Source organism: Winslowiella sp. 2C04, assembly GCF_050037805.1.
Classification (GTDB): Bacteria; Pseudomonadota; Gammaproteobacteria; order Enterobacterales; family Enterobacteriaceae; genus Erwinia; species Erwinia toletana_A.
In genome coordinates, this window is record NZ_CP188300.1 from 1188248 (window position 1) to 1211230 (window position 22983).

The window sequence follows — 22983 nt, forward strand, 5'->3', positions numbered from 1 at the left end:
TCGGTAGCCCGTGGGCTTCTGTCTCTTACGGCAGTATTAGTTATGGTAGATTTCCCAGAGCGTGAGGCATTTTGCGCAACAAAGTGCCGCGCCGCAACTTATTCAGCAGGATTTGCGCAAATTTAAGCCGATTCTGGTATCCGAGAAATTATGCGCAAACGGTTTCGTTGGCTGCGCGGATTCTCTATAATAGCGCCCGTTTTCCCTGTTGCGCCCAAAGAAGCGTCGCCCGGCGCTTCGAAGACGAGAGATCTTTGATGATGGAAATTCTGCGTGGTTCGCCCGCTCTGTCGGCATTTCGTATTAACAAATTGCTGACCCGCTTTCAGGACGCTCACCTGCCGGTGAGTGATATTTACGCCGAGTACGTCCATTTTGCTGATGTCAGCACGCCATTAAACGCTGATGAAAAGAGCCGCCTTCAGCGTCTGTTGAAGTACGGTCCGTCTCTCGCTGAGCATACGCCGGAAGGGCGTTTATTGCTGGTGACCCCGCGCCCAGGCACGATTTCTCCCTGGTCTTCAAAAGCGACAGATATTGCCCACAACTGCGATCTGCCGCAGGTATTGCGCCTTGAGCGTGGTCTGGCCTTCTATATTCAGGCACCGCAGCTGACTGAAGCACAGTGGTCACAGCTGGCCGGATTGCTGCATGACCGCATGATGGAAACGGTGTTTACTGAACTGGAGCAGGCGCAGCAACTGTTTGCCCATCATCAGCCACAGCCGCTGCAAAGCGTGGACGTGCTGGGTGAAGGCCGCAATGCGCTGGTGCAGGCTAACCAGAAGCTGGGTCTGGCGCTGGCCGACGATGAAATTGATTACCTGCTGGCGGCATTTGAAAAACTGGGGCGCAACCCGAACGACATCGAACTGTATATGTTTGCCCAGGCAAACTCCGAGCACTGCCGTCATAAAATTTTCAATGCCGACTGGATTATTGATGGTCAGCAACAGCCTAAATCGCTGTTCAAAATGATTAAAAATACCTTTGAGCAAACGCCGGATCACGTGCTGTCTGCCTATAAAGACAACGCGGCGGTAATGGAAGGCTCGCAGGTTGGCCGCTTCTACGCTGATGCTGATAAAGGTGTTTACGATTTCCATCAGGAAGACGCGCATATCCTGATGAAGGTGGAAACCCATAACCACCCAACGGCGATTTCGCCATGGCCAGGTGCGGCGACCGGCTCCGGTGGTGAAATTCGTGATGAAGGCGCGACCGGACGTGGTGCAAAACCGAAAGCTGGCCTGACAGGATTTTCAGTATCCAACCTGCGTATTCCGGGCTTTGAACAGCCGTGGGAAGAAGATTTCGGCAAGCCCGATCGCATTGTGACCGCGCTGGATATTATGACTGAAGGCCCACTGGGCGGCGCGGCATTCAATAACGAATTTGGTCGTCCGGCGCTGGTGGGTTATCTCCGCACTTATGAAGAGCGGGTAAACAGCCATAACGGCGTTGAGCTGCGCGGTTACCACAAGCCGATTATGCTGGCGGGCGGTATCGGTAACATCCGTGCTGACCATGTGCAGAAAGGTGAAATCACTGTGGGTGCCAAGCTGATTGTGCTGGGTGGCCCGGCAATGAATATCGGCCTCGGCGGCGGCGCAGCGTCATCAATGGCCTCTGGCCAGTCAGATGCCGATCTGGACTTCGCTTCGGTACAGCGCGATAACCCGGAAATGGAGCGTCGTTGTCAGGAAGTGATCGACCGTTGCTGGCAGCTGGGCGAAGATAACCCGATTCTGTTTATTCATGACGTGGGCGCTGGCGGTCTTTCCAACGCCATGCCGGAGCTGGTCAGTGATGGTGAGCGCGGTGGTCAGTTCAACCTGCGCGATATTCTCAGCGACGAGCCGGGTATGAGCCCACTGGAAGTGTGGTGTAACGAGTCGCAAGAGCGCTATGTTCTGGCAGTAGCACCGGAGAAGCTGGCGCAGTTTGACAGCCTGTGCCAACGCGAACGCGCACCTTATGCGGTCATCGGTGAAGCGACCGAAGAGCTGCATCTGACGCTTTCCGACAGCCATTTCGAAAACAAACCTATCGATATGCCGCTGGACGTGCTATTAGGCAAAACGCCGAAAATGACCCGCGATGTCACCACTTTACAGGCGAAAGGCGAAGCGCTGGTCCGTGACGGCATCACCATTGCCGACGCGGTTAATCGCGTGCTGCATTTGCCCACCGTGGCTGAGAAAACCTTCCTGATTACTATCGGTGACCGTAGCGTAACCGGCATGGTAGCACGCGATCAGATGGTTGGACCGTGGCAGATTCCGGTCGCTAACTGTGCGGTTACCACCGCCAGCCTCGACAGCTACTATGGCGAAGCGATGGCGCTGGGCGAGCGCGCACCGGTTGCGCTGCTGGACTTCGCCGCATCGGGCCGTCTGGCAGTGGGCGAGGCGCTGACCAATATTGCCGCGACCCAAATTGGTTCGCTGAAGCGGATTAAGCTGTCAGCAAACTGGATGGCGGCAGCCGGGCATCCGGGTGAAGATGCTGGCTTGTATGAAGCGGTAAAAGCGGTGGGCGAAGAGCTGTGTCCGGCGCTGGGTATTACCATTCCGGTGGGCAAAGACTCAATGTCGATGAAAACCCGCTGGCAGCAGGGCAGCGAACAGCGTGAAATGACCTCGCCACTGTCGCTGGTGATTACCGCGTTTGCCCGCGTTGAAGACGTGCGCCGTACCGTAACGCCACAGCTGCAGCCGCAGCAGGATAACGCGCTGCTGCTGATCGATTTAGGCCAGGGCCAGAATGCTTTGGGCGCTACCGCACTGTCGCAAGTCTATCGTCAACTGGGTGATAAACCTGCCGATGTCCGTGATGCTCAACAGCTGGCTGGTTTCTTCAATGCTATTCAGACGCTGGTAGCCGATGAAAAACTGCTGGCTTACCATGATCGCTCCGATGGCGGTCTGCTGGTTACGCTGGCAGAAATGGCCTTTACCGGCCATTGCGGTGTGGAAGCCGACATTGCCGCGCTGGGCAGCGATACGCTGGCTGCGTTGTTTAACGAAGAGCTGGGCGCAGTGATTCAGGTTGCCGCGCAGGACCGTGCGCAAGTCGAACAGGTACTGGCTGATAACGGCCTCGCAGCTTGTGTGCATTACCTCGGTAAAGCGCAAATCGGCGACCGCTTTGTTATCCGTTCCGGTGACAGTGCCGTGTACAGCGAAAGTCGTACTACGCTGCGTACCTGGTGGGCAGAAACCACCTGGCAGATGCAGCGTCTGCGCGATAATCCGCAATGTGCCGATCAGGAACATGACGCGAAGAAAGATGACAACGATCCGGGTCTGAACGTTAAGCTGAGCTTTAAACCGGAAGAGGATATTGCCGCTCCGTTTATCGCCAAGGGTGCGCGTCCTCAAGTGGCGGTGCTGCGCGAGCAGGGCGTCAATTCCCATGTCGAAATGGCAGCGGCCTGGCATCGTGCTGGCTTTGATGCTGTCGACGTGCACATGAGCGATCTGCTGGCGGGGCGTCGTGGTCTGGAAGAATTCCAGGCGCTGGTGGCCTGTGGTGGATTCTCTTACGGTGATGTGCTGGGAGCTGGCGAAGGCTGGGCGAAGTCTATTCTGTTCAACAGCCGCGTGCGCGACGAGTTCGAAACCTTCTTCCATCGTCCGCAGACGCTGGCGCTGGGCGTATGTAACGGTTGCCAGATGATGTCTAACCTGCGTGAACTGATTCCGGGTAGCGAAAACTGGCCGCGTTTCGTGCGTAACCAGTCAGAGCGTTTCGAAGCGCGCTTCAGCCTGGTAGAAGTTGCAGCCAGCCCGTCGCTGCTGCTGCAAGGCATGGCCGGTTCTCGTATGCCAATCGCCGTCTCTCACGGCGAGGGCTTTGTTGAGGTGCGGGATAACGCGCATCTGGCCGCACTGGAGAATCAGGGGCTGGTGGCACTGCGCTACGTCGATAACTTCGGTAAAGTAACGCAAAACTATCCGGCGAACCCTAATGGTTCACCAAACGGCATCACTGCGGTATCCAATGAAAGTGGTCGCGTGACCATTATGATGCCACATCCGGAGCGTGTATTCCGTACCGTCAGCAATTCCTGGCATCCGGCCGAGTGGGGCGAAGACAGTCCGTGGATGCGCATTTTCCGTAACGCGCGTAAACAGCTGGGTTAAGTCACCACCACAAGATAAAGGCCGGGTTCTCCGGCCTTTTTTTTAGGGTAAATTCGTTGCGTTGCAAATTTGCGACAAGTCGTGGTTTCTAGTGTCTCCATAAGGAGACATTTAAGCTCATGATATTTAAAGTATATTATTAAATTTAACGCTACTGTTTCTTTTTGGCGACACTTTTGCAGATCGTCCGGGCAAACGTGCCGAAGGGTTAAAAATCAATTTAAAATTTTTATGATTAAAATCATATATTTATAATTAATTTTAAAAGTTGGCACGACGATTGCTATATTATATTCAGTGGCTCATTCACCCTGTTATGACAGCCCTGCGTAAGCGGACAAGCGCTTCATAAAACTTCGAATGACGCACAATACGGTGCCTGCCGTCCACCAAACCGATAACAGATCACTTTGTGACTTTATCAAGCATCGGACGCAACGTTGAGTTAGGCACCACCTCTTCAGTTGCGATGACCACTGTGTCATCGTGATATAAACGGCAGATTCTTTGAATCTGCCGTTTTTCTTTTGCGCTCTGGCGCTTTCCTCCCGTTGCGCACTCAGCTAGCATCAACAGCAGAATTTGCACAGGGATCAACTTCGTGAAGAAATGGCTGCTCTTTCCGCGTTCATTGCGGCAACTGGTTTTGATGGCTTTTCTGCTGGTACTGTTACCACTGCTGGTACTGGCATGGCAGGCATGGGAAAGTCTGGCGGCGTTGAGTGACCGCGCGGCAGATACCAACCGGACAACGTTAACCGATGTACGTCGTAGCGAGGCGATGGCGCGTACCGCGTTGGAGCTGGAGCGTAGTTATCGCCAGTATTGCGTACTGGACGATCCGATGCTGGCGCGCCTGTATCAGACTCAGCACGGCCGCTATTCACGAATGCTTGATGCGCATGCGCCGGCACTGCCTGATATTCGTTATTACCGCAGCCTGCGGCAACTTCTTACTCAGCTCTCCCAATTACACTGTCAAAACAGTAACCCTCTGCAGGAGGCAGCGGAGAATCTGGACGATTTTTCTAATGCTAACGCGCAGATGGTCCAGGCAACACGCGAAGTGGTGTTCTCGCGCGGGTTACAGTTGCAGCGTGAGATTGCCGATCGTGGTCAGTATTTTGGCTGGCAGGCACTGATTCTGTTTTTAGTTAGCCTGGCGTTGGTGCTGCTGTTTACCCGCATGATCATCGGCCCGGTAAAAGGGGTCGAGCGGATGATAAACCGGCTGGGAGAAGGGCGGCCGCTCGGTGACAGCGTGCTGTTTAAAGGTCCAAGAGAGATTCGATCGCTGGGGCAGCGAATTATCTGGCTCAGTGAACGTCTGGCGTGGCTGGAGTCACAGCGCCATGAGTTTTTACGCCATATTTCGCACGAGTTGAAAACGCCATTGGCCAGTATGCGTGAGGGAACCGAGCTGCTGGCCGATCAGGTGGCCGGCCCACTGACCGCCGATCAGAAAGAGGTTGTAAGTATTCTTAACCAGAGTAGTCGGCATCTGCAGAAGCTGATTGAGCAACTGCTGGATTACAACCGCAAACTGGCGGATGGCCCGACCGAACTGGAAGATGTGGCGCTGGATGAAATCATCGATATTGTTGTCTCGTCGCACAGTCTTACCGCACGCGCTAAGCTAATCCACACCGCTATCGATCTGCAGGTAACACACTGCCGTGCTGAATCGACTTTATTAATGCGTGTCATCGATAATCTCTACTCTAACGCGGTGCACTACGGCAGCGAATCCGGTAACATCTGGCTGCGCAGTTATCAGCAAGGACAGCGCATTTTTATTGATGTGTCTAATACCGGCACGCCAATCCCAGCTGGAGAACAGGCAATGATTTTTGAACCCTTTTTCCAGGGCAGCCTGCAACGCAAAGGCGCGGTAAAGGGCAGTGGTTTGGGGTTGAGTATTGCCAAAGATTGTATACGGCGAATGCAGGGTGATCTTCACCTGGTGGCGGCAGACGATGCAGATGTCTGCTTCCGTATCGAATTGAATTTAACCGCCGGGAAAGAATAATCGAATGAAATTTCAATTTTTTTCTGCCGTGGTCTCCCGCCCGTTTGGCAGGATCACGGCGATGATTGTGCCAGTACTCCTGGCAGCGTGCAGCCAGCCAGCTCATCAACCACAATCCAACAGTAAAAAAAATATGGTGGTGGAGCCGGAAATCAAAATCGTCGATTATCTGTCGGTAGGCTGCGATCGTGTCTTGCAGATAGAAGATGAAGAGAGCATGAAAAATCCACTTTACTGGATGCGGGTAATGGATTGCGGCACGCGGCTTTCTCCGGTGGAAGCGCGAGCGCATGCACGTGAGTGGCCGGCAGAAAGCTGGCAAAACACCTTCAAACAGGGGGTGCTGCTGAGCAACGGCAATGTGACGCCGGTCGAGCGACGTCAGTATATGGAGCACCTGGACAGCTTCAGCTTCGCTTATCCGCCATCAATTCGCCCTTTATTACAATTGTGGCGTGATAATCAGGCGGCGCAGTTACAGCTGTCTCAGGAGCGAACACGCTACTATCATCTGCAACAAACCAGCGACAGCGAGCTTGATGCTCTGCGACAGCATCAGCATCTGCTGGCGCGTGAGCTGGCAGATACCCGACGCAAACTGGAAACGCTGACCGATATTGAACGGCAACTGTCGTCACGCAAATCGGCTGATGTTTCTGATAATGCCCATGTGGCAGGGAAGGGGGATGCGCCAGGCGCAGTGCAGGCAGATGAGACTTATGTGCCGTCAACATCAGATCAAACAGCAGGCGCAACGGAGAGCGATAACCCATGATTCAAGGTAAATCAGCCCGTTTACTGCTGGTCGATGACGATCCGAGTTTACTCAAGCTGCTCGGGATGCGCCTGACCAGCGAGGGCTTCCAGGTAACCACCGCCGCCAGCGGGCCGGAGGCATTGCGCCAGTTAGCCAAAGAGAAAGTAGAGCTGGTGATCAGCGATCTGCGCATGGACGAAATGGACGGGTTGGCGCTGTTCAGTGAAATCCAGAAGCTGCATCCGGGAATGCCAGTGATTATTCTTACCGCGCACGGTTCGATTCCAGAAGCGGTCTCAGCCACTCAGCAAGGGGTATTCAGCTTTCTGACTAAACCGGTCGATCGCGACGCGCTGTATAAAGCGATTGATGAAGCGCTGGCACACAGCGCACCGGCCACTGATGATAGCTGGCGGGATTCGATTGTCACGCGCAGCCCGCTGATGCTGAGGCTGCTGGAGCAGGCGCGGATGGTGGCGCAGTCGGATGTCAGCGTATTGATTAACGGCCAGAGCGGTACCGGGAAAGAGGTGCTGGCACAGGCCATTCATGCTGCCAGCCCGCGTGCCAAAAAGGCGTTTATTGCGATTAACTGCGGCGCACTGCCCGAGCAGCTGCTGGAGTCCGAGCTGTTTGGTCACGCCAAAGGTGCATTTACCGGCGCGGTCAGTGCCCGTGAAGGATTGTTCCAGGCGGCAGAAGGCGGCACGCTATTTTTAGATGAAATTGGTGATATGCCGCAGACGTTGCAGGTTAAATTACTGCGCGTGTTGCAGGAGCGTAAAGTGCGCCCGCTCGGCAGCAATCGCGATCTGGAGATTAACGTCCGCATTATTTCCGCTACCCATCGCGACCTGCCGAAAGCGATGGAGAAGAAAGAGTTTCGTGAAGATCTGTTTTATCGTCTGAACGTGGTGAATCTGCGTATTCCGGCACTGCATGAGCGCGCGGAGGATATTCCGCTGCTGGCTAATCATCTGCTGCGCCAGTCGGCGAGTCGCCATAAACCCCAGGTACGAAGTTTCTCCACCGACGCGATGAAACGGCTGATGGCTGCCAGCTGGCCAGGTAATGTGCGTCAGTTGGTCAACGTGATTGAGCAGTGCGTGGCGCTGACTTCTTCGCCAGTAATCGGTGATGCGCTGGTAGAGCAGGCGCTGGAAGGGGAAAATACCGCTTTGCCGACCTTTGTCGAGGCGCGTAACCAGTTTGAACTCAATTACCTGCGAAAACTACTGCAAATGACCAAAGGCAATGTCACAAATGCGGCTCGTCTTGCCGGGCGTAATCGCACCGAGTTTTATAAGCTGCTGTCGCGCCATGAGCTGGATGCCGCCGATTTTAAAGAGTAGTTTTTATGCCGCTTCGGCATCGAGTTATGTTAGCTTAGCTGCCACTCAGAGAGACAGGCCGCATTCGGCTATCTGTCCGTAACTCGTCTAGTTAATGTTACCCGTCCGGCCACGGAGGGAGCGAAAAAGGGGCTGCCATGAAAAAGATTGATGCGATTATTAAACCGTTCAAACTCGATGACGTGCGTGAGGCACTGGCCGAAGTCGGCATCACCGGGATGACCGTGACTGAAGTGAAAGGCTTCGGTCGTCAGAAAGGCCACACCGAACTGTATCGCGGCGCGGAGTATATGGTCGATTTTCTGCCAAAGGTGAAAATTGAAATTGTGGTTGCCGACGATATCGTTGATACCTGCGTCGAAACCATCATGCAGACCGCGCAAACCGGTAAAATTGGCGACGGTAAAATCTTTGTGTTTGATGTGGCCCGCGTTGTGCGCATCCGCACCGGCGAAGAAGATGAAGAAGCGATCTAATCCTTGTGGGCGGCGTTCTCGCCGCCCGTGCCCGGATTACACGACTTTGTGCGGGCCAAATACTTCATAATGAATATTTGCCGACCGCACGCCTGCATCCAGTAACTGTTTCACCGCAAACTGCATAAAACCAATCGGACCGCAGATATAAAACTGCATCTCAGCGCTGGCCAGATTCGCGTCGGTTGAAGCCATATCCATTAGTCCGGCGCTGTCAAAATGACCTTTGTCGGCTGCTTCAGGCTGGTTATACCAGATGTGGCTGTTGAAGGCGGGCAGTTTGGCACCCAGCGCGTTAACTTCATCCCTGAACGCATGCACCTGACCATTTTCTGCCGCGTGCAGCCAGTTTACTGCTGCGCGATGCTGATTGTCAGCCAGGTTATGCAGCATTGCCAGCATCGGTGTCTGGCCGACGCCTGCTGAAATCAGCGTTACCGGGGTCTCTGGGCTGATATCCATAAAGAAATCACCGGCTGGCGCTGCCAGCTGAACGACGTCGCCAACCTGAGCTTTCTGATGCAGCCAGCCAGAGACGGTGCCCATCGGCTCACGCTTTACCGCAATACGATAGCTCTGGCCATCCGGAGAGCGGGTCAGTGAATACTGACGGATTTCCTGATTTTCAAAGCTCTCGTCGTTGATAGTGATACCAAGGTATTGCCCTGGAAGATAGTCGGCTACCGGCTGTCCGTCGACCGGCGTCAGCACAAAGCTGTTAATCAGGCTACTTTCAGCATTGATCGCGCTGATACGAAATGCACGGGTATTACGCCAGCCGCCGGGTTTCTGCTCCGACTGCTGATAAATGGCCTCTTCGCGCTGAATAAACACGTTCGCCAGTACGCCATAAGCTTTACCCCAGGCTTCCAGTACCTCATTTCCCGGGCTCATCAGCTCATCGATGGTTGCCAGCAGATGCTGGCCGACGATCTGGTATTGCTGGGGCTGGATATTAATGCTGGCGTGTTTCTGCGCGATGCGTTCCACCGCCGGCAAGATTGCTGACAAATTTTCAATGTTGGTCGCATAAGCGCAGATAGCATTAAATAATGCCTCGCGCTGATCGCCATTTCGCTGATTGCTCATATTGAACACATCTTTCAGTTCAGGGTTATGGGCAAACATGCGGTCATAAAAATGGGCGGTAAGTTTTGGACCAGTGGCAGCGATGGCCGGAATCGTCGATTTGATGATGGCGATGGTATGTGCATCTAGCATGGTGTCACTCCTCACAAAGAGATAATCTTAAAGATGTATTTTAAATGCATCTTATAGCGAAGGGCGGCAGGTTGTAAATAACCACGGGTTAAAAATGGTTTTTTATCAGCTTAACGAATTTAACTGGACATGAAGAAAGCGCAACTGGTGATGAAGAACAATCGTGAAGTAAAAGCTTGCAAAAACTGTATTAAACCCTTGCCAGCATTGAAGCCAATCGTTTGCGTAAAAAGCTGTGTTTGACGCTATCCATCACCCGGTAAAACAGTTTAAACTGTGGGCCTTAGCCCTGAGGGGCCATTCACTGCCGTTTTTTAAGTTAGCTGAGTCAGGAGATGCGGATGTTAAAGCGTGATATGAACATTGCCGATTATGATGCCGAGTTGTGGCAGGCGATGGAGCAAGAGAAAGTGCGTCAGGAAGAGCACATTGAGCTGATTGCTTCTGAAAACTACACCAGCCCGCGTGTTATGCAGGCGCAAGGTTCACAGCTGACTAACAAATACGCCGAAGGGTATCCGGGCAAACGTTACTACGGCGGCTGCGAGTATGTTGATATCGTCGAGCAACTGGCGATTGATCGTGCAAAAGAGCTGTTTGGTGCTGATTACGCCAACGTGCAGCCGCACTCAGGTTCGCAGGCTAACTTCGCGGTCTACACTGCGCTGTTGCAGCCAGGCGACACCATTCTTGGTATGAATCTGGCGCACGGTGGTCACCTGACCCACGGTTCCCCGGTTAACCTGTCCGGTAAACTGTACAACGTGGTGCCTTACGGCATCGACGAAACTGGCCAAATCGATTACGAAGAGCTGGCGGCACAGGCGCAGAAACATAAACCGAAAATGATCATCGGTGGTTTCTCTGCTTACTCTGGCGTCTGCGACTGGGCAAAAATGCGTGAAATCGCCGACAGCATCGGTGCCTATCTGTTTGTGGATATGGCACACGTTGCGGGTCTGATTGCGGCAGGCGTCTATCCTAACCCGATTCCTCACGCTCATATCGTTACCACCACCACCCACAAAACGCTGGCAGGCCCGCGTGGCGGCCTGATTCTGGCGAAAGGCGGCGACGAAGAACTGTACAAGAAACTGAACTCTGCTGTGTTCCCTGGTGGACAGGGCGGCCCGCTGATGCACGTGATTGCCGGTAAAGCGGTAGCGCTGAAAGAAGCGATGGAGCCTGAGTTTAAGGTTTATCAGCAGCAGGTTGCTAAAAACGCCAAAGCGATGGTTGACGTGTTCCTGGAGCGTGGCTACAACGTGGTTTCCGGCGGTACGCATAACCATCTGTTCCTGCTGGACCTGGTTGATAAAAACCTGACCGGTAAAGAAGCGGATGCTGCGCTGGGTCGCGCGAATATCACGGTTAACAAAAACAGCGTGCCTAACGATCCGAAAAGCCCGTTTGTCACTTCCGGTATCCGCATTGGTTCACCTTCCGTGACCCGTCGCGGCTTCAAAGAAGCTGAAGTGCGTGAGCTGGCTGGCTGGATTGTTGATATTCTCGACAATATCAACGATGAAGCCAATATCGAACGCGTTAAGCAGAAAGTACTGGAAATCTGCGCGCGCTTCCCGGTTTACGCCTGAGTAAATCGCTGCCGGTCTGGCAATAAACAGAGTTAACGGGGCATTTTGTGCCCCGTTTTTTTTTGCTGATTGCTTATTAAATGCCTGTCTGCCAAAGTGATGCCCTCATTGTCGGAGGGAAAATGGCAATCCGTTCTGCATACTGGCTGGGTCTGGCCTACTTCACATATTTCTTCGCTTATGGTGTCTACTTACCTTTCTGGGCCGTCTGGCTGAAAGGCACCGGGCTTGAAGCGGAAAAAATCGGCTTACTGCTTGGCGCCGGAATGATTGCGCGTTTTGTCGGTAGCTTGCTTATTGCCTCTCAGGTTAAAAATCCCTCTCAGTTAGTTACCGCGCTGCGCCTGTTGGCGCTGTTAACTGCGCTGTTTGTGCTGGGGTTCTGGATCAGCGCTGGTTGGGTCTGGCTGTTGCTGGTGATGATAGGCTTTAACCTGTTTTTCTCGCCATTAGTGCCGCTCAGTGACGCACTGGCTGCCACCTGGCAACAACAAATCTCGCTGGTGTACGGGCCGGTGCGGCTGTGGGGATCGCTGGCGTTTGTCGTCAGTTCAGCGCTGACCGGCGTGCTGGTCAGCGCCTGGTCATCGCAGGCGATACTGATGCTGTTGATGATTGGCGTCGTCAGCCTGTTCAGCGGAATGATGATTAAACCCGCGGTAATGCCGGTGGGGGAAACCCGGCAGGGTGAACATGCCGGCTGGCAAGTCTGGCTGACCATGCTGAAAGAGAATGCGGTGTGGCGTTTTTTACTCTGCGTCACGCTGCTACAGGGCGCACATGCGGCCTATTACGGCTTCAGCGCTATTTACTGGCAAGAGGCCGGTTACTCTGCCAGCACCGTCGGCTATTTATGGTCGCTGGGTGTAGTGGCGGAAATCATTATCTTTGCCTCCAGTGGGCGGCTGTTCCGCCGCTGGAGCGCGCGCGACCTGCTGCTACTGTCGGCGGTATGCGCGCTGGTGCGCTGGAGTGTGATGGGGGCAACCACCGCGCTGCCGTGGCTAATCGTGGCGCAGCTGCTGCACTGTGGCAGCTTCACCGTTTGTCATTTAGCCGCGATGCGCTTTATCGCCGCGCGGCAGGGCAGTGAAGTTATTCGTTTGCAGGCGGTCTATTCGGCGCTGGCGATGGGCGGCGGAATTGCGGTGATGACCATGATGTGTGGTGTACTGTTCCAGCACCTGCAGGGCGGCGTGTTCTGGGTTATGGCGCTGGTGGTGCTACCGGCACTGTTTCTGCGTCCGAAGGTGGCCGCGAAAACGTCAGGCCTCGAGTAAAGACTGGATACGATGCTGCTGAGTTTCACTCAGCGGCAATTCCGCATGAATTAGCGGTGGTGAGAAGAGCGGCAGTGGGGTGGCGTAAGGTGAGATCACCAGTGTTATCTCCTTCGGCGCGCCATCGCGCTGAAATTCATGCATATCCTGATATTTGATATTCAACGGCAACAGCGTCAGTTCGCGCAGTTGCTGCTCAATTTCCTGCTCAAGCTGGTGATTATTACCGGTCAGCAGTAACACCTGTTTTTCCTGCATGACGCTTTCCTGCATTAGCCAGGCACCAAAAATAATCGCAATCAGCCCGGATTCCTGTGGCGAAAAATGGACGTCATAATCAGCTTCGAAGGGTGCCATGGCGCGGCAGGTGGTGCGCAGCAGGCGCGGATAAAGCCGGATAATCTCTTCGGTCAACGTATTGTCGATACCAATAGAAAAATGGCTGCGATCGAGCGCCTGGGCCAGATGGGTATACAACTGACTGCTCAGCCCATGCTCATCGCCAAATTGCTTGCCGGACAGCGTCTGAAAACGCTCAATTAACTGCCGTACTGACTGCATCAGCTGGCGCTCATTTTCATGCCGGATGTTATCGATAGTCGGCGCATGCAGGATGCTGAATAACAAGGCATAAAAATCGATTTCATTAGGATGTGGCGCGGTGCGGCAGCGCTTCTGCCAGTGTATGACCACATCTTCGGCCGCCAGCCGTTCAGCTTTGCTGGCCAGCCACTGCTGTTGGCTTGGGGTAAAATCAGCATAGCTTTGTTGGCAGAGGGAAAACTGCATAAAAAGCTGCAACAGTTGGCGATCGCGCTCGGTAAAGCAACGGTTAAGTCGGCCTGCGCAGTGCTGTATCAGCGCCTGCAAATTTTTCTCGTCACAGACGGCTTTTTCAATCTGCCGCGTTTTCAGCCATTGGCGAATAGCCGGGGCAAACTGCTGTTCGACAAACGCCGGTGACTGTCGTAATGCACGGCGTAGCCAGTGCAGCAGGCACAGGCGGAGATCCAGTTCAGCGCCCTTAAGCTGATAGCTGCCATCGTGAAGAGGATGAATATCAAGCTGATGATAGCGCTGGATTTCTTCTCCAACCTCGGCTATATCTTGCCGGGCAAGCTGCCGATCCACGCCATTCAGCTGGCAGAGTGAATCGAGTGTAACCGCAGAATCAGGCAGATAAAGTGCTAATAGCAGATGGCAACGACGCTGTGAACCGGAGAAGAGAGGTGCAGAAGGTGGCGCATCACGCATCATTCGCTATTCCAGTTGGTCATAACAGAGCTAAGAGTAGACAAAAAGCGTTACATCGCGTGGGATACGGCCGTTTTTTCTTCAGACGTTTTAGGCGGGTCACAGAATTTTTAATCAGGAAAGCGGATGAACTGGATTTTGTTACATTATAACACTAAGCTGTCGCGCACTCTGGGCATTATCATGGCGTTGTTTGCGCCGGTTGTCTGGGCACATCCACATAGCTTTATCTCGGTCAACACTACGCTGGTAAGCAAACAGCCGGATACCCTGAATGGATTACTGATGGTGTGGAAGATGGATGAAATCACCTCCGCTGACCTGCTGTACGATGCCGGAGATGCAAAGCCTGGTTCGGAAGTGTGGAAGAAGCTGGCGGCGGAAGTGATGGCTAATGTTTTAGGCCAACACTATTTCACCGAGATTTGGCACGACGGCAAGCCGGTGAAGTTTGAAAATCTGCCCACTGAGTATCATCTGACGCGTGAAGGGCATCAGGCAGTGTTAACTTTTGTACTGCCGCTGGCCGAGCCGCAAAAGGTGAAGGGGCAGACCTACACTTTTCTGACCTTTGATCCTACTTACTTTGTAGATATGTTTTACGACGACGAAAAATCGCTGAAATTACCTGAAGGCTGGCAGGAGCACTGCAAGCTGAGCTTAAAAACGCCGAAACCCAGCGCTTCGATGAAAGCTTATGCATTGGCGCTGGATAAAGCCGATGCGCCACCAGAAGATATGGATCTCGGCCGTCAGTTTGCCCAGACGGTGACGCTGATATGTCAGTGAATACGCTGCCGGGTAAAACGGGACGGCGCTGGCTGAGCGTCTGGCCATTGCTGCTGCTGGTGCTGGTGCTGATTATCGCCGCAGGCTGGCTATGGCAGCAGTGGCCGCAGCTGTTATTACAGAGCGTGCAGTGGCAGAAAATTCTGCACCAGCAATTGACCGCACTGCTACAGCAGGTGGCATTAAATCCTCATCAGGCTGGTCTGGCGCTTATTGGATTCAGCCTGCTGTATGGCATTTTGCACGCGGCGGGCCCCGGCCATGGCAAAGTGGTCATCGCCACTTTTTTAGCCACCCATCCGACTAAAGTGAAAACCAGCCTGCAGCTGACGCTGGCAGCGGCCATTGTGCAGGGATTCATGGCGATTGCGCTGGTTACAGTGATGCTGGTGGTACTGAAACTCTCATCGCGCCAGCTTCATCTCAGTAGTTACTGGCTGGAAAAAGGTAGCTACCTGATGGTGATCGTGCTGGGTGCATGGCTGTCGCTACGGGCATTGCGCAAGCTGTGGTCGCTGTTGCGCCCGCCGGTTACAACGCTGAAAATCTCCGCCATCCGCGCCGCCGATCATGCTCATCATGCCAATTGCGGCTGTGGCCATCAGCATGTTCCTGACAGTGCGATGCTGGCGCAGGCAGTGGGCTGGAAAACTAAAGCGGTAGTGGTGCTGTCGATGGGGTTGCGCCCCTGTTCCGGTGCAATAATGATGCTACTGTTTTCTAAGGTCATCGGTGTCTATCTGTGGGGAGTGTTATCGGCAGTGGCAATGGCGCTGGGAACCGCGGTGACCGTCTCGACGATGGCATTGCTGGTGCAAAGCTCACGCGCACTGGCGATCAGATTGAGCCGTCATTCGGCTACCGCTGGCTGGCAAAAAGTGGCGCTGCAAAGTCTCGGTCTGGCAGGCGGTGTGGTGTTAATTGTCGCGGGTATTATCTTATGGCAAACCGCTCAACCGGCGATGTCTGGTGGGATACGTCGAATTTTTTAAGTCTGCGGGCCAGCAGTTACTGGCCCGCACGTAACGAATTAACGCTTCAGCGCTTCGCTCAGTTCATCACGCATATTCGCCAGCAGGGCTTTAACTACGCGTGGATTGCCGGCAACGATATTACCGGAAGAGAGATAGTTGTGGCCGCCAACAAAGTCGGTTACCAGACCACCGGCTTCACGCACCAGCAGTTCGCCCGCGGCGAAATCCCATGGCTTCAGGCCGATTTCAAAGTAACCATCAACACGACCTGCCGCAACGTAAGCCAGATCCAGCGCAGCCGAACCGGTACGACGGAAGTCTGCACACTGGGTGAACAGTTTGCCAACGATGTTGATAAATGGTGTGGCGTGCTGCTTCAGTTTGAACGGGAAACCGGTGGCCAGAATAGTGCCATCGAGGTCGCGAGCGGTGCCGCCACGCAGACGGTAGCCATTTAACTGGGTACCCTGGCCGCGCACTGCGCTGAACAGTTCATTACGCATTGGATCGTAAACCACAGCCACTTCGGTACGGCCTTTAATGCGTACGGCGATAGAAACAGAGAAGTGTGGTAAACGTTTAATGAAGTTGGTGGTGCCATCCAGTGGATCGATAACCCATTGCACATCCTGGTCTTCGCCCGGCAATTCACCACTCTCTTCAGTGATAATGGTATGTTGCGGATAAGACTTGCGAATCACCTCGATAATCAGGCGTTCAGCGTCGCGGTCAACATTGGTGACGAAGTCGTTGCTGCCTTTCTGGCTCGCTTCAACTGCGTCCGGGGTTTCATAATTCTTGGCGATCAAATTTCCGGCCTTGCGCGCAGCGCGCACGGCGATGTTGAGCATCGGATGCATCAGTATCTCTCACTGGATGTTAAAGAACGGGGAAAACGGCGCGGAGTATAGCAGGGGGTTCGGAAAATGTCCTGCATTTATGCTAGTATTCGACAACTATCTCACAGACGCTCCTAAAATCTATGCTGCAGAACATCCGTATTGTCCTGGTTGAAACCTCTCATACCGGTAACATGGGCTCCGTCGCGCGCGCGATGAAAACCATGGGCCTGACCAACCTTTATCTGGTTAATCCACTTGTAAAACCTGACTCTCAGGCGATTGCTCTCGCCGCCGGAGCCAGTGATGTGATTGGCGATGCCAAAATTGTCGACACCTTTGATGAGGCAATCGCCGGTTGTCGTCTGGTGGTCGGTACCAGCGCGCGTTCACGCTCGCTGCCGTGGCCGATGCTCGATCCGCGTGAGTGCGGTTTGAAAAGTATCGAAGAAGGCCAGCAGGCACCGGTGGCGCTGGTGTTTGGTCGGGAGCGCGTAGGTCTGACCAACGAAGAGTTACAGAAGTGTCACTACCACGTGGCCATCGCTGCTAACCCGGAATACAGCTCGCTGAACCTGGCGATGGCGGTGCAGATTATCGCTTATGAAGTGCGAATGGCGTTTCTCCAGTCGCAGGAAGTGGCGCAGGCTGAGTTTGCCGAATCACCGTATCCGCTGGTCGATGACCTCGAGCGTTTTTATCAGCATATGGAGCAGCTGATGGTCGGCAGTGGCTTTATTCGTGAAGGCAATCCAGGCCAGGTAATGAGCAAAATGCGCCGTCTTTATACTCGTGCGCGTCCTGAACGTGACGAGTTAAATATTCTGCGCGGTATGCTTTCATCGCTGGAAAAAACGAAGGGTATTAAATAACCCCATTATTTTAAAAGGAATTTAGCGGCGGCAGCCTTGGTTTTAGTCTGACAATAATACTTGAGTAATTTACTTGGTTAAATAGTTGACCAAAACACTCGGGAATGTCAGACTTGGCTCAATAAATTTTGTTAACACCCCAACAACAGGGGTATAACCGAGGTTGCCAAAGCTATGAGACTGACATCTAAAGGCCGCTATGCCGTTACCGCCATGCTTGACGTTGCACTGCACTCTCATCAGGGTCCGGTGCCGTTAGCGGATATTTCAGAACGCCAGGGGATCTCGCTTTCCTATCTTGAGCAACTGTTCTCGCGCCTGCGTAAAAATGGCCTGGTTGCCAGCGTTCGTGGCCCGGGCGGCGGTTATCTGTTGGGTAAAGATGCCGGTGCTATCGCAGTTGGCGCGGTGATTACCGCTGTCGATGAGTCGGTTGATGCCACCAAATGTCAGGGTAAAGAGGGGTGTCAGGGTGGTGAGCGCTGTCTGACTCACGTGCTGTGGCGTGACCTTAGCGAGCGTATCAGTGATTTTCTGAATAATATCACCCTGGCTGAGCTGGTGAACAATCAGGAAATCCTTGATGTCGCCGATCGTCAGGACAGCGTCGATACCCGTCGTTTACCTAACGGTCGCCTGCAGGAAACGATTAACGTTAATACCCGTTTGCTCGCCAGTTAATTTCGTTCTTTCCGATTTAACGGCGATTGTCCGGTCGCCGTGTGCATTCCCACCTTGCCACCTCGACGTGGCAAGGGTAAAAATAACACCAGCATTTATTAATATTGAAGCGAAGTACGGAGCTTAACGAGCAATGAAATTACCGATTTATCTGGATTACTCTGCCACCACCCCGGCTGACCCGCGCGTTGCCGAGAAAATGATGCAGTATCTGACTCTGGATGGTACTTTCGGTAATCCGGCTTCCCGCTCTCACCGCTATGGCTGGCAGTCTGAAGAAGCGGTTGATATCGCCCGTAATCAGATTGCTGAGCTGGTTGGCGCAGATCCCCGTGAAATCGTGTTTACTTCCGGTGCCACTGAGTCTGACAACCTGGCGATTAAAGGCGCAGCGTCTTTCTACCAGCAGAAAGGCAAGCACATCATCACTTGCACCACAGAACATAAAGCGGTGCTGGATACCTGCCAGCAGCTGGAAAGTGAAGGCTTCGAGGTCACTTATCTGGCGCCACAGCGTAACGGCCTTATTGACCTGAAAGCGCTTGAAGCCGCAATGCGTGAAGATACCGTTCTGGTGTCAATTATGCATGTTAATAATGAAATTGGTGTGATTCAGGATATCGCTGCCATCGGTGAACTGTGCCATGCGCGTGGCGTGCTGTATCACGTTGATGCGACGCAGAGCGTCGGCAAACTGCCGATCGACCTCAACCAGCTGAAAGTCGATTTAATGTCTTTCTCTGCGCATAAAATTTACGGACCAAAAGGTATCGGCGCGCTGTACGTGCGTCGCAAGCCGCGCATCCGGCTGGCAGCCCAAATTCACGGTGGTGGACATGAGCGCGGTATGCGTTCCGGCACGCTGCCAGTGCACCAGATCGTCGGCATGGGCGAAGCCTATCGCATCGCGAAAGAAGAGATGACCAGTGAAATGGCTCGTCTGCGCAGTTTACGCCATCGTCTGTGGAATGGTATCAGCCAGATCGAGGAAGTTTACCTTAACGGTGAGCTGGAAAATGGCGCGCCTAATATCCTTAACGTCAGCTTTAACTTCGTTGAAGGTGAGTCGCTGATTATGGCGCTAAAAGATCTTGCGGTATCTTCTGGCTCAGCCTGCACCTCTGCCAGTATGGAATCTTCCTACGTGTTGCGCGCCCTCGGCCTGAATGATGAGCTGGCACACAGTTCGATTCGTTTTTCGCTTGGCCGCTTTACTACGGAAGAAGAGATTGATTACACCATCGTGCTGGTGAGCAAATCTATCGCTCGTCTGCGCGAGCTTTCGCCGCTGTGGCAGGAAAGGCAACTCTCCCGCGCCGCTCTCTGAGAATGTGCCTGATAACAGGCTGATGATCAGTAAATAATCACAGATTATCGAGGGCCGATCTTACGATACGGCCCTTTTTATATCTGAGGAAATAACAAGAAATGGACTGACAGTCGCGAAATTTCCTAAGCGATGTATGATGCTTGTCCGGCAGCATCCAATGAAAAGATTCTGTAAGCGAGCCTGTTAGTCTGGTTGGATAAATATCTTCAGGGCGGCACGGGTGCTGCCGATGCTGTAAAATTTACCGATATCCTATTGAGCGATAAAAGAACAAGGAGCCATGCGATGACAACACAAGCAATGAACATCACACTGTCAACGGCAGCGGCAGATGCACGCTGGGGCGAAAAAGCGATCCTCAGCACTAATGACAGCGGTATGACTATTCATCTGAATGGCAACGATCCGCTGGCGACCATTCAGCGCGCAGCGCGCAAAATTGATGGTCAGGGCATTCGTCAGGTCACTCTGAGCGGCGCTGACTGGGATTTAGAAAAAAGCTGGGCGTTCTGGCAAGGCTATCGTGGGCCAAAAGGCGAGCGAAGCGTGGAATGGGCGCAGCTGAGCGAGAAAGATCGCGCTGAGTTCGATCGTCGTCTGAAGATCGTTGACTGGGTACGCCATACGATCAACCTGCCAGCCGAAGAGCTTAGCCCGTCAACGCTGGCACGCAGCGCGGTTGACCTGCTGAGCGACGTTGGCGGTGACGCAGTAAGCTACCGCATTACCAAAGGCGACGATCTGCGCGAGCAGAAGTATATGGGTATTCATACCGTTGGGCGCGGCTCACAGCGCAGCCCGGCGCTGCTGGCGTTGGATTACAACCCAACTGGTGATGAAAACGCACCGGTATTCGCCTGCCTGGTAGGTAAAGGCATCACCTTTGATACCGGTGGTTACAGCCTGAAGCAGAGCGCTTTTATGGATTCGATGAAATCTGATATGGGCGGTGCCGCAACGGTAACTGGCGCACTGGCACTGGCGATTTCACGTGGACTGAAAAAGCGCGTGAAACTGTATCTCTGCTGTGCAGAAAATATGGTCAGCGGTAATGCGTTCAAACTGGGCGATATTATTCGTTACCGCAATGGTAAGACGGTTGAAGTGATGAATACCGATGCCGAAGGGCGTCTGGTACTGGCGGATGGCCTGATTGATGCCAGCGAACAGAATCCTGAACTGTTAATCGATGCAGCGACGCTGACCGGCGCAGCGAAAACGGCGCTGGGCAACGACTATCACGCTTTATTCAGCTTTGACGATCAGCTGGCGCAACAGTTGATGGAAAGCGCGGCCAGTGAGAATGAACCATTCTGGCGTCTGCCGCTGGCTGAGTTCCATCGCAGCCATCTGCCGTCAAATTTTGCCGATCTGAACAATATTGCCAGTCCGGCTCATGCCGCGGGTGCCAGCTCTGCTGCTGCTTTCCTGTCATACTTTGTGAAAAACTATCAGAAAGGCTGGCTGCATATTGACTGCTCCGCGACCTATCGCAAAGGAGCGGTGGATCAATGGTCTGCTGGCGCAACCGGCTTAGGCGTGCGCACCATCGCTAACCTGTTATTAAAATAATGGTCAACCAGCCGGAGCGAACCGGCTGGTTTGTCACCGGGCGGCGTTGATGCAGCCCGGACAAATGTTTGCCGCGGAATATCACCATGAATCAATCGAATAACCGTCTGGAAGAGGTGCTGAAACTGGCAGCCACTGAGGCGGCGCATCGTCCTGAATTTTTTGAGCTGTTAATGAGTGCCAGCGTATGGGTACCCGGTGAAAGTGAATCAGAGCAGCCGGATGCCAGCTCAGCCGTTGATCTCCAGCACTGGGAAAAAGAGGATGGTGCCAGCATCATACCTTTTTTCACTTCTGTCGAAGCATTGCAGCAGGCGGTTAAAGATGAGCAGGCTTACCTGATCATGCCGGTGCGCAACCTGTTTGAAATGACGCTGGGTGAAACTCTGTTCCTGAATCCAAAATTACCGACAGGAAAAGAGTTTTCCCCAAGTGAAATTGCCAGACTGATCGGTGAAGGTGGCGATGCCCTGAGCCAGCAAACGGTGCTGGAAGGCGGCACGCCGCTGCTGTTGTCAGAAATCGCAGAGCCGCCAGCGCAGGTTATCGACTCACTGACTCAACTGTTTGCTAAACATAAGCAGGTTCGCCGTGCTTATGTTGCGCAGATTAAAGAGTCGGCAGAAGAAGCACCTAATCTGTTGATTGGCATCGAAGCAGACAGCAATATAGACGCGATTATTCGCGCCGCCGGCAGTGTGGCAACGGATACCATGCTCGAAGACGAACCGGTCGATATCTGCGAGGTGGTTGACGGTGAGAAAGGCATCAGCCATTTCTTTACCGCGCATATCACGCCGTTTTACGAACGCCGTTGGGGCAGCTTCTTGCGCGAATTTAAAAACGCCAACTAGTGCTACTGGCGAACTGGCCGGGTTAGCCCCGGCCGGTTTATTCAGACATTTTTCTTAATCGGTAAATCATCACGGCTGCCCCATTCTCCCCAGGAGCCGTCATACAGTTTGACGTTTGCCACACCCAGCGTGGTCAGTGCCAGAATCACCACCACCGCAGTCACGCCGGAACCACAGCTGGCAACAATCGGCTTTTTCAGGTCAACACCGTGCCGCTGGAAAATAGCGTCCAGTTCCGCTGCCGGCTTCAATTGACCATCTCTCACCAGCTCATTCCATGGCACGTTCAGACTGCCCGGAATATGGCCGCGGTGCAGCCCGGGACGCGGTTCATCGACTTCACCGTTAAAGCGATTTGCTGCGCGTGCATCAATAATCTGCGCGGTACCTTCATGACTGATCAACAGCACATCGGTAACCCGACGGACTAAATCGTTATCATATTGCGCGTCGAACTCACCTTCCGGCAGTGAGACTTCTCCGCTTTCAATCGGTAATCCAGCCGCTTTCCAGCCCTGTAAACCGCCAGCCAGAATCGACACCTGCGTGACGCCAAAAGCACGCAGCATCCACCACGCACGCGGTGCGGAAAACAAATTGCCTTCGTCGTAGACCACCAGATGCTTATCGCCGTTGATCCCCAGTTCACGCATTGCTACGGCAAAGCTTTCGGCACGCGGCATCATATGCGGATAAGGGCTGGTATGGTCGGAAAGTGCCTCGATATTAAAGAATACGGCATCGGGCAAATGGCCGGCCAGATATTCGGCGGTGATATCACGTACCAGCTCCTGACCAGGAGGAAGCATACGCGCATCGATGACCTGCACCTCATTTTCACTCTGGTGTTCGGCAAGCCAGTCGGCGGTAACAAAGAAGGAGGTTGTCATAGCGGCCTCGTTAGGGTTCTGTGTTGAAGAAAAGCTTAGTCTGAGTGTCGACGATCTATCCTGACTCCAC

18 protein-coding genes are annotated in these 22983 nt (G+C 53.6%); 14 read left to right on the plus strand and 4 right to left on the minus strand.

What is annotated here, in order from left to right; all coding sequences use genetic code 11:
• Positions 1-257 precede the first annotated feature (257 nt).
• The 5 genes from purL to glnB all read left to right on the plus strand — a co-directional run bounded on the left by purL (position 258) and on the right by glnB (position 8762).
• Positions 258-4148 (plus strand): phosphoribosylformylglycinamidine synthase, encoded by a 3891-nt coding sequence (gene purL, locus ACP3TC_RS05165; RefSeq protein WP_426817695.1) that lies wholly within the window; start codon positions 258-260, stop codon positions 4146-4148.
• A gap of 601 nt (positions 4149-4749) precedes the next feature.
• The gene (locus tag ACP3TC_RS05170) at positions 4750-6177 is read left to right on the plus strand and encodes a sensor histidine kinase (protein WP_313853202.1); all 1428 of its coding nucleotides are present in this window, start codon (positions 4750-4752) and stop codon (positions 6175-6177) included.
• A gap of 4 nt (positions 6178-6181) precedes the next feature.
• Positions 6182-6952: a two-component system QseEF-associated lipoprotein QseG gene (qseG, locus tag ACP3TC_RS05175; protein WP_313853200.1), complete on the plus strand. Its 771-nt coding sequence runs from the start codon at positions 6182-6184 to the stop codon at positions 6950-6952.
• Positions 6949-8286: a two-component system response regulator GlrR gene (gene glrR / locus ACP3TC_RS05180; protein WP_390902395.1), complete on the plus strand. Its 1338-nt coding sequence runs from the start codon at positions 6949-6951 to the stop codon at positions 8284-8286. The genes qseG and glrR overlap by 4 nt, the downstream gene beginning before the upstream one ends.
• A 137-nt stretch (positions 8287-8423) precedes the next feature.
• On the plus strand, positions 8424-8762 hold the full coding sequence (gene glnB / locus ACP3TC_RS05185; RefSeq protein ID WP_052901288.1) for a nitrogen regulatory protein P-II: 339 nt from the start codon (positions 8424-8426) through the stop codon (positions 8760-8762).
• 36 nt (positions 8763-8798) lie between these two features.
• Here the strand turns inward: glnB and hmpA are convergent, their stop codons facing one another.
• Positions 8799-9983 carry an NO-inducible flavohemoprotein gene (gene hmpA, locus ACP3TC_RS05190; protein ID WP_426817696.1) on the minus strand — a complete coding sequence of 395 codons (1185 nt, stop codon included), beginning with the start codon at positions 9981-9983 and terminating at the stop codon, positions 8799-8801.
• A gap of 341 nt (positions 9984-10324) precedes the next feature.
• On the opposite strand from hmpA, the gene glyA reads away from it, so the two are divergent.
• Both glyA and ACP3TC_RS05200 read left to right on the plus strand, forming a co-directional pair.
• The gene (gene glyA, locus ACP3TC_RS05195) at positions 10325-11578 is read left to right on the plus strand and encodes a serine hydroxymethyltransferase (protein ID WP_313853195.1); all 1254 of its coding nucleotides are present in this window, start codon (positions 10325-10327) and stop codon (positions 11576-11578) included.
• Between the two features lie 122 nt (positions 11579-11700).
• Entirely contained in the window at positions 11701-12858 is a 1158-nt protein-coding gene (locus tag ACP3TC_RS05200) for a 3-phenylpropionate MFS transporter (RefSeq protein WP_426817697.1), read from the plus strand.
• Here the strand turns inward: ACP3TC_RS05200 and csiE are convergent.
• The gene (gene csiE / locus ACP3TC_RS05205; RefSeq protein WP_313857782.1) at positions 12844-14112 is read right to left on the minus strand and encodes a stationary phase inducible protein CsiE; all 1269 of its coding nucleotides are present in this window, start codon (positions 14110-14112) and stop codon (positions 12844-12846) included. The two genes, ACP3TC_RS05200 and csiE, sit on opposite strands and share 15 nt — an antisense overlap.
• A gap of 126 nt (positions 14113-14238) precedes the next feature.
• Here csiE and ACP3TC_RS05210 point away from each other — a divergent pair, with 126 nt between their 5' ends.
• Both ACP3TC_RS05210 and ACP3TC_RS05215 read left to right on the plus strand, forming a co-directional pair.
• Positions 14239-14901, plus strand: coding sequence for a DUF1007 family protein (locus ACP3TC_RS05210; protein WP_390902394.1), 663 nt, complete (start codon positions 14239-14241; stop codon positions 14899-14901).
• Positions 14892-15893 carry a nickel/cobalt transporter gene (locus ACP3TC_RS05215; protein WP_426817698.1) on the plus strand — a complete coding sequence of 334 codons (1002 nt, stop codon included), beginning with the start codon at positions 14892-14894 and terminating at the stop codon, positions 15891-15893. Before ACP3TC_RS05210 ends, ACP3TC_RS05215 begins: the two co-directional genes overlap by 10 nt.
• 38 nt (positions 15894-15931) lie before the next feature.
• On the opposite strand, the gene suhB is transcribed toward ACP3TC_RS05215, so the two are convergent.
• Positions 15932-16735: an inositol-1-monophosphatase gene (gene suhB, locus ACP3TC_RS05220; RefSeq protein WP_313853190.1), complete on the minus strand. Its 804-nt coding sequence runs from the start codon at positions 16733-16735 to the stop codon at positions 15932-15934.
• A gap of 122 nt (positions 16736-16857) precedes the next feature.
• Between suhB and trmJ the strand changes: the two genes are divergently transcribed.
• The 5 genes from trmJ to sseB all read left to right on the plus strand — a co-directional run bounded on the left by trmJ (position 16858) and on the right by sseB (position 22023).
• On the plus strand, positions 16858-17586 hold the full coding sequence (gene trmJ / locus ACP3TC_RS05225) for a tRNA (cytosine(32)/uridine(32)-2'-O)-methyltransferase TrmJ (protein ID WP_313853188.1): 729 nt from the start codon (positions 16858-16860) through the stop codon (positions 17584-17586).
• A 174-nt stretch (positions 17587-17760) separates the two neighbouring features.
• Complete coding sequence (gene iscR / locus ACP3TC_RS05230; protein ID WP_313853187.1) at positions 17761-18267, plus strand: Fe-S cluster assembly transcriptional regulator IscR; 507 nt, start codon at positions 17761-17763, stop codon at positions 18265-18267.
• A 133-nt stretch (positions 18268-18400) separates the two neighbouring features.
• Positions 18401-19594 (plus strand): IscS subfamily cysteine desulfurase, encoded by a 1194-nt coding sequence (locus tag ACP3TC_RS05235; RefSeq protein ID WP_313853186.1) that lies wholly within the window; start codon positions 18401-18403, stop codon positions 19592-19594.
• Positions 19595-19882: 288 nt separating this feature from the next.
• Positions 19883-21169, plus strand: coding sequence for an aminopeptidase PepB (gene pepB / locus ACP3TC_RS05240; protein ID WP_313853185.1), 1287 nt, complete (start codon positions 19883-19885; stop codon positions 21167-21169).
• 86 nt (positions 21170-21255) lie between these two features.
• Positions 21256-22023: an enhanced serine sensitivity protein SseB gene (sseB, locus tag ACP3TC_RS05245; RefSeq protein ID WP_313853184.1), complete on the plus strand. Its 768-nt coding sequence runs from the start codon at positions 21256-21258 to the stop codon at positions 22021-22023.
• Between the two features lie 41 nt (positions 22024-22064).
• On the opposite strand, the gene sseA is transcribed toward sseB, so the two are convergent.
• Complete coding sequence (gene sseA, locus ACP3TC_RS05250) at positions 22065-22913, minus strand: 3-mercaptopyruvate sulfurtransferase (protein WP_313853182.1); 849 nt, start codon at positions 22911-22913, stop codon at positions 22065-22067.
• Between the last annotated feature and the right edge of the window lie 70 nt (positions 22914-22983).